11 protein-coding genes are annotated in these 10,871 nt (G+C 72.4%); 6 read left to right on the top strand and 5 right to left on the bottom strand.

Features of this window, described 5'->3' with window-relative positions:
- Positions 1–338: ROK family protein (locus L0B03_RS08390; protein ID WP_250445362.1), on the top strand; the 338-nt coding region annotated here is incomplete at its 5' end.
- Between the two features lie 51 nt (positions 339–389).
- On the opposite strand, the gene L0B03_RS08385 is transcribed toward L0B03_RS08390, so the two are convergent.
- Positions 390–995, bottom strand: a complete 606-nt coding sequence (locus L0B03_RS08385) for a hypothetical protein (protein WP_250445361.1) — start codon at positions 993–995, stop codon at positions 390–392.
- A 68-nt stretch (positions 996–1,063) separates the two neighbouring features.
- Between L0B03_RS08385 and L0B03_RS08380 the strand changes: the two genes are divergently transcribed.
- From L0B03_RS08380 to L0B03_RS08370, 3 genes are read left to right on the top strand one after another with little or no spacing between them, the layout of a single operon-like run.
- A complete protein-coding gene (locus L0B03_RS08380) occupies positions 1,064–1,864 on the top strand; it encodes a 1-acyl-sn-glycerol-3-phosphate acyltransferase (protein WP_250445360.1) in 801 nt (266 codons plus the stop codon).
- Positions 1,865–1,910: 46 nt separating this feature from the next.
- On the top strand, positions 1,911–3,131 hold the full coding sequence (locus tag L0B03_RS08375) for a pyrophosphate--fructose-6-phosphate 1-phosphotransferase (RefSeq protein ID WP_250445359.1): 1,221 nt from the start codon (positions 1,911–1,913) through the stop codon (positions 3,129–3,131).
- Positions 3,128–4,480 (top strand): class II 3-deoxy-7-phosphoheptulonate synthase, encoded by a 1,353-nt coding sequence (locus L0B03_RS08370; RefSeq protein ID WP_250445358.1) that lies wholly within the window; start codon positions 3,128–3,130, stop codon positions 4,478–4,480. The genes L0B03_RS08375 and L0B03_RS08370 overlap by 4 nt, the downstream gene beginning before the upstream one ends.
- A 115-nt stretch (positions 4,481–4,595) precedes the next feature.
- On the opposite strand, the gene pknB is transcribed toward L0B03_RS08370, so the two are convergent.
- On the bottom strand, positions 4,596–6,599 hold the full coding sequence (pknB, locus tag L0B03_RS08365; protein WP_250445357.1) for a Stk1 family PASTA domain-containing Ser/Thr kinase: 2,004 nt from the start codon (positions 6,597–6,599) through the stop codon (positions 4,596–4,598).
- 36 nt (positions 6,600–6,635) lie between these two features.
- A complete protein-coding gene (locus L0B03_RS08360) occupies positions 6,636–7,841 on the bottom strand; it encodes a LysM peptidoglycan-binding domain-containing protein (RefSeq protein WP_250445356.1) in 1,206 nt (401 codons plus the stop codon).
- Between the two features lie 148 nt (positions 7,842–7,989).
- On the opposite strand from L0B03_RS08360, the gene L0B03_RS08355 reads away from it, so the two are divergent.
- Entirely contained in the window at positions 7,990–8,385 is a 396-nt protein-coding gene (locus tag L0B03_RS08355) for an Rv2175c family DNA-binding protein (RefSeq protein ID WP_250445355.1), read from the top strand.
- Here L0B03_RS08355 and L0B03_RS08350 read toward each other — a convergent pair.
- Both L0B03_RS08350 and L0B03_RS08345 read right to left on the bottom strand, forming a co-directional pair.
- Positions 8,382–9,521 (bottom strand): polyprenyl synthetase family protein, encoded by a 1,140-nt coding sequence (locus tag L0B03_RS08350; protein ID WP_250445354.1) that lies wholly within the window; start codon positions 9,519–9,521, stop codon positions 8,382–8,384. The two genes, L0B03_RS08355 and L0B03_RS08350, sit on opposite strands and share 4 nt — an antisense overlap.
- Positions 9,522–9,569: 48 nt before the next feature.
- Positions 9,570–10,211 carry a hypothetical protein gene (locus L0B03_RS08345; protein ID WP_250445353.1) on the bottom strand — a complete coding sequence of 214 codons (642 nt, stop codon included), beginning with the start codon at positions 10,209–10,211 and terminating at the stop codon, positions 9,570–9,572.
- Positions 10,212–10,291: 80 nt separating this feature from the next.
- Here L0B03_RS08345 and L0B03_RS08340 point away from each other — a divergent pair.
- Positions 10,292–10,871: DUF4192 family protein (locus L0B03_RS08340; protein WP_250445352.1), on the top strand; the 580-nt coding region annotated here is incomplete at its 3' end.

The following is a 10,871-nucleotide window of genomic DNA, read 5'->3' as shown; positions in this document are numbered from 1 at the left end:
GGCTCCTCGAGCTCGCAGGAGGCGAGGCGGCCCGGGTGGCCGGGCCCTCGGTCACCGTCGCCGCGCAGGAGGGCGACCCCTTGGCCGTCGAGCTGCTGGCTGAGCTCGGCCGGTGGATCGGTGCCGGGTCTGCGTCGGTCGCGGCCCTCCTCGACCCTGCCCTGGTCGTGGTCGGCGGCGGGGTCGGTGCCGCGGGCGACCTGCTCCTCCAGCCCGCGCGCGAGGCGTTCCTCGCGCAGCTCTCCGGGCGTGGCTTCCGGCCCGAGGCCCGCATCGAGCTCGCCGCGGCGGGCAACGACGCGGGGATCGTCGGGGCGGCGGACCTCGCGCGGCTCTGAGGTCAGGGCCGTGCGCTCCGGCACGGGCACGCAGCGGCACCTGCTCCCTGCTCAGACGACGGCGCCGTCCCCCCGGTCGTCGTCCCCGCGTTCGTGCGGCATCCGCCAGACGAGGACCCCGAGCCCGACCGCGAAGACGGCTGCGGCGACCTGCAGCAGGACGGTCGGCATGTCACGCCACAGCACGATGCCCAGCAGGACCAGGACCGGTACGCCGAGCGCGGCGACCCACGCCATCGTGAGCAGCGGGTCACCTGCCAGGACGGGGCCGGGCTCGGGCGGGGTGAAGTGCTCCTCCGCCTCCTCGACGGCTGGATCGAGGCTCCACGCCCGGGGACCGGTCGGTGCCGGCACGGCGGCGCCCTGCTCGTCCGACGGGGTGTCACCGGGGCTGGCCCCGGTCGGGGGCGCGGCGCGTCGCCCAGAGGGTGGTTGGGAGCCGTCACCGGGGGCGGTAGCCTCGGCGGGCCGCGTCGGGTCCTGCGTCGCGTCGACGTCGAGATCGCCGAGCTGTGCGACGATCTCCTCCCAGCGCGTCTGGACGTCGGTCGGGTCAGGGGCATCTGCCGGGCCGGTCAGGTCGGCCGAGTGGTCGTGGTCGAGATCGTCGTGGGCGTCGTCGGCCGGCTCATCGGCGGAGTGCGGACGTGAGGCCATGCAGAGCACTCTAGAGTCGGAAGGACGTTGCGTGCGGCGTGCGTCGACGCAGCGGCGGAGGTGATGGGTTGTTCTACTGGTTCATGAAGCGGGTCCTCGCGGGCCCGCTGCTGCGCGGGATGTTCCGACCCTGGGTGCGGGGGATCGAGAACATCCCGGAGACCGGTGGCGCCATCCTCGCGAGCAACCACCTCGCGGTGATCGACTCCTTCGTCCTGCCCCTGGTGCTGTCCCGCAAGATCCGCTTCATCGGCAAGGCCGAGTACTTCACCGGCACGGGCGTCAAGGGCCGGCTCAAGGCCGGCTTCTTCCGCGGGGTCGGGACCATCCCCGTGGACCGGGGCGGCGGCAAGGCCAGCGAGGCCGCCCTCAACACCGGCCTGGGGGTGCTCGAGTCGGGGAACCTGTTCGGCATCTACCCCGAGGGCACCCGCAGCCCTGACGGCCGTCTGTACCGCGGCAAGACGGGTGTGGCGCGACTGGCGCTCGAGTCGGGCGTGCCGGTGATCCCCGTGGCGATGGTCGGCACCGACGTCGCGCAGCCGATCGGGCGGGTCATCCCCAAGCCGATGCGCCTGGGCATCGTCGTCGGTGAGCCCTTGGACTTCAGCCGCTACAAGGGCATGGAGAACGACCGGTTCATCCTGCGCTCGGTGACCGACGAGATCATGTACGCCCTGATGAGCCTCTCGGGCCAGGAGTACGTCGACATCTACGCAGCGACCGCCAAGGCCAGGATCGCGGCAGGTCACGCCCCGGACGTCCCGCGGCCGGGGGAGGCCGGACCGGTGGCTCCCGGCGGGCGGCCCGCGCCCGACGTCCAGGTTCCGGGCCCGCCCGAGGACGGCACGCCCACGCCACTAGGATGATCGCGCCCGCCGCTCGGGGCGGGGATGTCCCAACGGAAGGTTCACCATGTCGGTTCGTCGTGTCGCCCTGCTGACCGCGGGCGGTTTCGCCCCCTGCCTCTCCTCCGCGGTGGGCGGTCTCATCGAGCGATACACCGAGATCGCGCCCGAGATCGAGATCATCGCGTACGAGCACGGTTACCACGGGCTGCTGACCGGCACCTCGATCGTGGTCGACGACGAGGCGCGGGCCAAGGCGGGGCTGCTGCACCGTTTCGGCGGGAGCCCGATCGGCAACTCGCGGGTCAAGCTGACCAACGCGGCCGACTGCGTCAAGCGCGGGCTGGTCCAGGAGGGTCAGGACCCGCTGCACGTCGCGGCCGAGCGCCTCAAGGCCGACGGCGTCGACGTGCTGCACACCATCGGTGGCGACGACACGAACACGACGGCGGCTGACCTGGCCGCCTACCTGCACGACAACGACTACGAGCTGACCGTCGTCGGGCTGCCCAAGACGATCGACAACGACGTCGTGCCGATCAAGCAGTCCCTCGGGGCGTGGACCGCGGCCGAGGAGGCCGCCGGGTTCGCGCGGAACGTCATCGGCGAGCACCGCTCGGGCAACCGCATGCTGATCGTCCACGAGGTCATGGGGCGCCACTGCGGATGGCTCACGGCCGCCTCGGCTGCCGAGTACCGCCGCTGGCTCGACACGCAGGAGTGGGTGCCGAGCATCGGTCTGTCCCGGGAGCGCTGGGACGTGCACGCGGTCTTCGTCCCCGAGCTCGCCCTCGACATCGAGGCCGAGGCCGCGCGCCTGCGCACCGTCATGGACGAGGTGGGCAACGTCAACATCTTCCTGTCCGAGGGTGCCGGGATGCACGAGATCGTCGAGCAGCTCGAGGCCGCGGGCGAGACCGTGCAGCGCGACCCCTTCGGCCACGTCAAGCTCGACACCATCAACCCCGGTCAGTGGTTCGCCCAGCAGTTCGCGGAGCGCCTCGGGGCAGAGAAGGTCATGGTGCAGAAGAGCGGCTACTACTCGCGCGCGGCTGCGGCCAACGCCGAGGACCTGCGCCTGATCAAGTCCATGACGGACCTGGCCGTGGAGTGCGCGCTGCGGGCCGAGTCGGGCGTCATCGGCCACGACGAGGAGGACGGCGACCGGCTCAAGGCGATCGCGTTCCCGCGCATCGCCGGCGGCAAGGCCTTCGACGTGTCGCAGCCGTGGTTCGGTGCGATGCTCACGGAGCTCGGTCAGCCGCTGGTCCCCGCGAGCACCTCATGAGCGTCGCGCCAGATCCCGCACTCGTCGCGGGACTCGACAGCTGGCGCTCGATGCAGGCTCGCCAGCAGCCGGCCTGGCCCGACGCCGCAGCGGTCGAGCAGGTGTCGAAGGAGCTCTCGGGCCTGCCGCCGTTGGTCTTCGCGGGGGAGGCCGACGTGCTCACCGCGCGTTTGGCGGCCGCCGGGCGCGGTGAGGCCTTCCTGCTGCAGGGAGGGGACTGTGCCGAGACCTTCGCCGAGGCCACGGCGGACAACATCCGCAACAAGATCAAGACGATCCTGCAGATGGCCGTGGTGCTCACCTACGGCGCGAGCCTGCCCGTGATCAAGATGGGCCGGATGGCAGGGCAGTACGCCAAGCCGCGCAGCTCTGACGACGAGACCCGGGAGGGTGTCACGCTGCCTGCGTACCGGGGGGACGCGGTCAACGCCCACGCCTTCACGCCGCAGGAGCGCATCCCCGACCCGCGACGGCTGCTCGACGCCTACAACCGGTCCGCGGCGACGCTGAACCTCATCCGGGCGTTCACGACGGGTGGGTTCGCCGACCTGCGTCGGGTCCACGAGTGGAACCGCGGGTTCCTCGCCAACAAGGCCTACGCGCAGTACGAGGCGACGGCCGAGCAGATCGACCGCGCGATCCGCTTCATGGCGGCCTGCGGGGCGGACTTCGACGCCCTGCGGACCGTCGAGTTCTTCTCGAGCCACGAGGCCCTCCTGCTCGACTACGAGCGGGCGCTCACGCGCATCGACTCGCGGACCGGCACGGCCTACGACTGCTCGGCACACTTCCTGTGGATCGGGGAGCGGACGCGTCAGCTCGACGGTGCGCACGTCGACTTCCTGTCGAGGGTGCGCAACCCGATCGGGGTCAAGCTCGGACCGACGACCTCGGCCGACGACGCCCTCGCGCTGATGGACAAGCTCAACCCCTCCGACGTCCCCGGCCGACTCACCTTCATCACCCGCATGGGTGCGGGCCGGATCCGTGAGGCCCTGCCCCAGCTCGTCGAGAAGGTGACCGCCTCGGGGCGCCCGGTCACGTGGGTCTGCGACCCGATGCACGGCAACACGATCACCTCGGACAGCGGCTACAAGACCCGCCGACTGGCCGACGTCCTCGACGAGGTCCGTGGCTTCTTCGAGGTGCACCGCGCCGTGGGCAGCGTGCCCGGCGGTCTGCACGTCGAGCTCACCGGTGACGACGTGACCGAGGTGCTCGGGGGGAGCGAGGAGATCGACGACGCAGGCCTCGCCCTGCGCTACGAGACCCTGGTCGACCCTCGGCTCAACCACCAGCAGTCCCTCGAGATGGCCTTCCAGGTCGCAGAGATGATCCGCCAGGGCTGATCGCCCTGCTCGCAGCCAGAGCCCCGTACCGCTGATCGCGGTGCGGGGCTCTGCTGCATCCGGCGGCTCGACGCCCTCCTGGAGCGAGGCGCGCGGGCGGGCACGTCTGGTCGGGTCAGACGACGCGCAGGGTGACCGTGCTGCCGACCGGTACCTGCTCGTCCGCCGCAGGGTCCTGGTTGCGGACGGTGCCGAAGACACCTCCCAGGAAGTCCTCCCGCTCGACGACGAGCCCGAGCTCCTCGAGGGCCTCCTGCGCCTCCGCGTACTGCATGCCGAACACGTCAGGGATCGCGACGAGGGGCGGGCCCTGGGAGACGGTGATCGTCACGACGTCGGTCCGGCGGGCCTGGGAGTCTGGCGCGGGGGACTGGGCCATGACCTGTCCCTCGGCGTACTCGGTGCTGAAGTCCTGCTCCTCGGCGACGCGGAGTCCGTCCTCCTCGAGGAACGCGACGGCCTCGTCGCGGGTCAGGCCGACCAGGGAGCGCACGGTGACGGGGGCGGGTCCGTCCGAGACCCTGAGGGACACCTCAGAGTCCACCGGGAGCTGGTCACCGGCCTCGGCCGAGGCCGAGATCACGTGTCCCTCGAGCACCTCGTCGTGGTGCTCGGTCGTGGGCTCGGGCACGACGAAGCCGGCGTCGGTGAGCAGGGTCGTGGCCTCCTCGGCAGGAACGCCGGCGAGGCCCTCGGGGACGTCCCGCAGGTCCGGACCCAGGGACACGGTGAGCTCGACGCTGCCGTCGTCGGCGATGCGCTCCCCGGTCGCCGGGTCGGTGGACACGACGTCCCCGGCGGGCACCTCGGGGTCGAAGGCCTCAGCGGTCGTCGCTCCCAGGCCCGCTGCGGTGAGCGTCTGCTCGGCGACCGAGGACTCCACGCCGACCAGCCCGTCCGGGACCTCGGTGTACGCACCCGGCCCGTAGACCGTGTACCAGACCGCGAGGAGTCCTCCCAGGGCGGCGACCGCGACGGCCGTCAGCACGACGAGCACCCTGCGACGCCACCGAGCGTCCTGCGGCGCCGGGGAGCCGGTCGGTGCCGGTCCCTCGTCGAGACCTGAACCGATCCGCAGGGCCATCGTGCGGCCGGGGTCGTCCTCCTCGGTCGTCTCGCGGCGTCGAGGGCTGGACGGGCGCCCTGTGCTCAGCACCGCTGTCGCGTCCCGGTCGGCGTCCGGCTCGTCACGTTCCTCGTCGTCGTGCTCGTCCACGAGGGGCGCGGCACCGGGGACCTCGTGCCGACGGGCCAGGGTCGCCTCGTCGAGGGAGCCACGGGTCCGGCGCACGAGGTCGAGGGCAGCCGCTGCGTGGGCCGGACGTTCCTCCGGCTCGCGGGCGGCGAGGGCGCCGAGCAGCTCGTCGATCTCCATCGGGAGCCAGGCGACCACGTCGGAGGAGGCCGGGATGTCCGAGTGGACATGCTGGTAGGCGACCTGGATCGGCGTGGCGCCGGTGAAGGGCTGCTGCCCGGTCAGCATCTCGAAGAGCAAGATCCCGACGGCGTACACGTCGGTGCGCGCGTCGCTGTTGCCGTGGGCGACGAGCTCGGGGGCGAGGTAGGCGACCGTGCCCAGCACGGTGCCGGTCGTCGTCGAGGTGACCTCGGTGACCGCTCTGGCGAGCCCGAAGTCCGCGACCTTGACGCGGCCGTCGGAGGCGAGCAGCACGTTCTCGGGCTTGACGTCCCGGTGGACGAGTCCTGCGCGATGTGCCGCGGCGAGGGCGTCGAGGACCGACTCGGCGATCGAGAACGCCTCGTCGACCGTGAGGGCGCCCTGGGTGCCCAGGTGCCGCCGCAGGTTCGTCCCGTCGACGTACTCCATGGTCAGGTAGCTCGTCTCGCCGTCGACCCCCTGGTCGAAGACCCCGACCAGGCCGGGGTGGGTCAGGCGGGCCGCGGCGCGCGCCTCGCGCCGGAATCGCGCGACGAACTCCGACCCCGCGCCGCCCTCGGCGAGGTGGGCGTGCATGACCTTGAGGGCGACCTCGCGATCGAGGCGGCGGTCGTTGGCGAGGTAGACCGTGGCCATCCCGCCGCGAGCGATCTTGGACAGCACCTCGTACCGTCCGTCGACCAGATGGCCGAGGAGCGGGTCCGTCAGAGTCGCAGCCACGTGCCGCAGTCTACGGTCGAGGGGGCGCAGAACCCATCAGGCGAACCGCGACATGAGGGTCTGGACGTTGGCGACGTACCGACGCGTGTCCGGGTACATGCCGTGCTTCCGCACACCTGCCTGCCCCTGGTAGTAGCTCGCGATCGCGGTGCCCAGGTCGGGGCTGGTGCTGACCAGCTGGCGCAGGATCGCGACGCCGGCGACGGCGTTGTCCTGAGGGTCGAGCAGGTTCAGCTCGCGCCCGACCAGGTCCGAGGCCCAGTCGCCCGAGGACGGGATCACCTGCATGGCGCCGATCGCGTTGGCGGGGGAGACCGACGTGTGGTTGAAGCCGGACTCCTGGAAGGAGATGGCCTGGGCCAGGGCGGGGTCGACGCCCATGTCCCGCGCGGTGCGGGCGACGAGGGCCTGCATCTCGGTCGTCGACGGCACGCCGACGCTGAGCAGCGTGGCCTTGTTCTCGTTGGCCGATGCGACGGTGGCCGCCGGGTAGGTGCGTCCGAGGAAGGTGTTGCCGACGAGAGTGGCCGACGGCGCGGTGCTCGTCGCCGACGAGGTCGGGACGACGGTGGTGGTGCTCGCGGCGCCCTGGGCGGGGATGCTGAGACCCTGGCCGATGCGGATGAGGGCGGTGCTGTCCAGCCCGTTGGCCGCGACGATCGCCGCGGTCGTCGTGCCGTAGCGCGTGGCCAGGCCGGAGACCGTCTCGCCCCGGGCGACGGTGTGCTTCGTCGGGCTCGCGGTGCTCGTCGGCGTTGCGGCCGTGGAGGTGCTCGCTCCGCCGGACCCGGGGATGGTGAGGTCCTGGCCGATGCGGATCAGGGCGGTGCTGTCCAGCCCGTTGGCCGCGATGATCGCCGCGGTCGTGGTGCCGAAGCGGGTGGCGAGCGCCGAGACCGTGTCTCCGCGCACCACGGTGTGGGAGGCAGTGCTGGGTGCCGCCGGGGCAGCGGTGCTCGAGGAGCTCGTGGCCGTGGGGATCGTGAGCGTCTGACCGGCCCGCACGAACGCGCGCTGGTCGAGTCCGTTGGCGGCGACGATCTGGGAGACCGAGGTCGAGGTCCGCAGCGCGATGTGGCTCACGGTCTCGCCCTCCTTGACCGTGTAGTCCTCGGCGTGGGCCGCGGTGCCCGTGCCCGCGACGGACGCGACGGCCAGGGCGAGGCCCATCCCGGTCCCGCCTGCGGTGCGGCGTCGGCGGATCGAGGTCAGGTCTGCGCACGGCGCGGCAGCGTGGGTCATGGTCCATCCCGGGGTGTTTCGTGGGGCTGAAGAGGCTCGAGGTACTGGTGTGACTGATGTGACTGAAGTGAACGTAGCCCACTCCGGCCTCCGGGGGAAGGTCGAGGGCTGGGCCGTGCGGGTGATCCGCAGGCCCTAGGCTGGCGAGGTGACTGATCTCGATGCCCTCGTCGACCACTGGCTGCCGCTCCCTGACGTCGCCGACCGCCTCGGCCTCGACGTCGGCAAGGTCCGACGCCAGATGCAGGAGGGGCGGTTCATCGCCGTCCGCCACGGTGAGCGAAAGATCCTCAGCGTGCCCGAGCGGTTCCTCGTGGAGCGCGCCGACGGCGGCTGGGAGGTCGTCCCCTCGTTGCAGGGCACGCTCGTGCTCCTCAGGGACGCCGGGCTGAGCGACGAGGAGGCTATCCGCTGGCTCTTCACCCCGGACCCGTCCCTCGAGGGACTGGGCAACGGCCCGGTGCCGGTGCGCAGTCCGATCGAGGCCCTGGCCGCCGGGCACAAGACGGAGATCCGGCGGCGGGCCCAGGCCGAGGCCTTCTAGGTCTGCCGGTCGACCGCGGCTCGGCCCAGCTCGACGAGCATGGACCGTCCCGGTTCGGCGAGAGTCGCCTCCTCGAGCGCGGCGAGCGCTGGGTCGGCCAGCTCGGCGATGAGCTGCTCGACCTGACGGTCGGCGCCGGTACGCACGATCACGGCCCGGAGGTCGTCGATGCCTTCCGCGGTCAGGTCGGGGGCTCCGAGCCGCTCCAGGACGAGGCTTCGCCCGTCGCGGTCTGCCCCACGCAGCGCGCGGGACACGAGCACGGTCCGCTTGCCCTCGCGCAGGTCGTCACCCGCGGGCTTGCCGGTCACCCCCGGGTCGCCGAACACCCCCAGCAGGTCGTCGCGCAGCTGGAAGGCCTCTCCGAGCGGCAGGCCGATCCCTCGACACCGGCGGAGGGTCTCGTCGTCGACCCCGGCGAGGGTAGCTCCGAGCGCCATCGGGTGCTCGACGCTGTAGCGGGCGCTCTTGGCCCGGATGACCTGGCGCGCGCGCTCCTCGTCGGCCACGGGGTCCTCACCCCACGGCGTCGCCTGGACGAGCACGTCGAGGTACTGGCCCACGGTGACCTCGGTGCGCATCCGGTCGAAGACCCCGCGCACCCGCAGCCGCGCGGCCTCGGGCAGTCCGGCGACGGCGAGGGCGAGCTCTCGCTCGCTCGCGATGAGGCTCAGGTCGCCGAGCAGGATCGCCGCCGACTCGCCGAATCGCCGGGCAGAGCCGGCCCATCCCGCTCCCTGGTGCACCTCGGCGAAGTGGCGGTGCGCCGAGGGCTTGCCCCGGCGGGTGTCGGAGTCGTCCATCACGTCGTCGTGGAACAAGGCCGCTGCCTGGAAGAGCTCGAGAGCAGCGCCCACCCGGAGCACCGCGGTCCGGGACGCGTCGACGCCCTCGGAGGCGCCCCGGGCGGTGCCGAGGTCGCTCCCGCCATGGGCACGCCAGGACCAGTAGCAGAAGGCTGCGCGCAACCTCTTCCCGCCGCTCAGCATGCGCTCGACCGCCTCGACGAGGGGCGTGACAGCTGGCCCGAGGTGCTCGAGCTCGACCCTCAGGGCGGCGACGTGATCGGCCAGGATCTCGTCGACGTCGTGGCGGACCTGATCGACGTCGACGAGCGAGGAGGGGGAGGAGGCCACCGCCACACCCTACGGCGGCACCAGGTCGGGGTGCCCGTGCTCCCGTGCTCAGGTGGTCGTGCGGATCCGCCCGCCGATCGTCACCGTCCGTCCGCCGTCGACCTCGAGCACGCCGATCGAGACGATCTCGTCGCCCCCTGAGCGGGTGAAGATCGACTCGGCGGCCAGGTCCGACTGGGTGCCTGGCTGCTCGGTCTCGGTGAAGCCGGCATCGAGCAGGGCGCTGCGGTACAGCCGCACGAGGTCCTGAGCCGTGGCCTGGGTCCGAAGGTTGAGCGACACCTCCTGCACGTCGGCGTCGCCGACCGGGACCGCCGAGGTCACGAGGACGACGGCGTCGCTCGGCACGGGCAGGAGGTCGGTCGGGAAGCCGTCGACCAGGTCGCCGACCTCGGCATGCCCGTCGGGTGCCGGGAGGGACCAGGTCTCGGCGGCCGTCGGTTCGGGGGTGGGATCGGGCGACGCCTCTGCGGTCGGCGATGTGGTGACGAGGGTCTCCACCGCGGCATCGGTGCTGTCCTCGGCGCCGCTCGCGCAGCCGGTGAGTCCCGTGAGCGCGGCTCCCGCGGCCAGCACGGAGACCAGGCGCGCTGTGCGCCTCGGTCGGGTTCGTGCCGCCACCGTGGCCATGCCTCCACGGTAGTCCCGGAAGGGCCGCAGCACCGAGAGCGCCACCCGGGTGAAATCCACAGCTTCACCCGGTGCGGCGCGGTCCACAGGTGAGCGGGCCCTGGCGCCGCGGGGGAGGGCCCCGGGTGTCGGATCGGGTCATGCAGACGACAATCCGAGTAGGGGAGCCGCGAGAGCTCCTGGCCTTCATCCCGTTCCAGCTGGGCTTCGAGCCGCACGAGAGCGCCGTGGTCGTGAGCCTCCGGGGCTCGGGGCGCGTCGGTCTGGTCGCCCGGGTCGACCTCGAGGACCTGACCGACGCCGAGGACGGTCCGCAGCTGGCTCGTTCGCTGGTGACCTACCTGGTCGAGGACGGCGCCCGCAGCGCGGTCCTGGTGCTCTACTCCGGGCGCGACCTCCGCGCTGCTCACGGCGGCGGTCTCGCCCGCGCTGCACGAGCCCATCTCGGCCGTGCGTCGGAGCCCTTCCTCACGGGGGTGGCGTGCTGGGCCGTGGGCCCCGAGGGCTACTACGACCCTTCCTGCGAGGACCTGGGCTGCTGCCCTCCGGGCGGCAGGCCGCGGACCGAGCTCGAGTCCACGGCGGTGAGCGCCCAGATGGTCCTCGAGGGCAGCCAGGTGCTGCCCTCGCGGACCGACCTGGGACGCGTGCCCCTGGCGACGGACGCGCGGCGACGCTCGACACGGCGCGCCGCTGCTCGCTGGGCCGCGCGGCTCGCCG

The organism is Actinotalea sp. C106, assembly GCF_023630195.1.
Taxonomy (GTDB): domain Bacteria; phylum Actinomycetota; class Actinomycetes; order Actinomycetales; family Cellulomonadaceae; genus Actinotalea.
The sequence above is the reverse complement of the archived record's forward strand: the minus strand, read 5'-3'. Positions and strand labels throughout refer to the sequence as shown.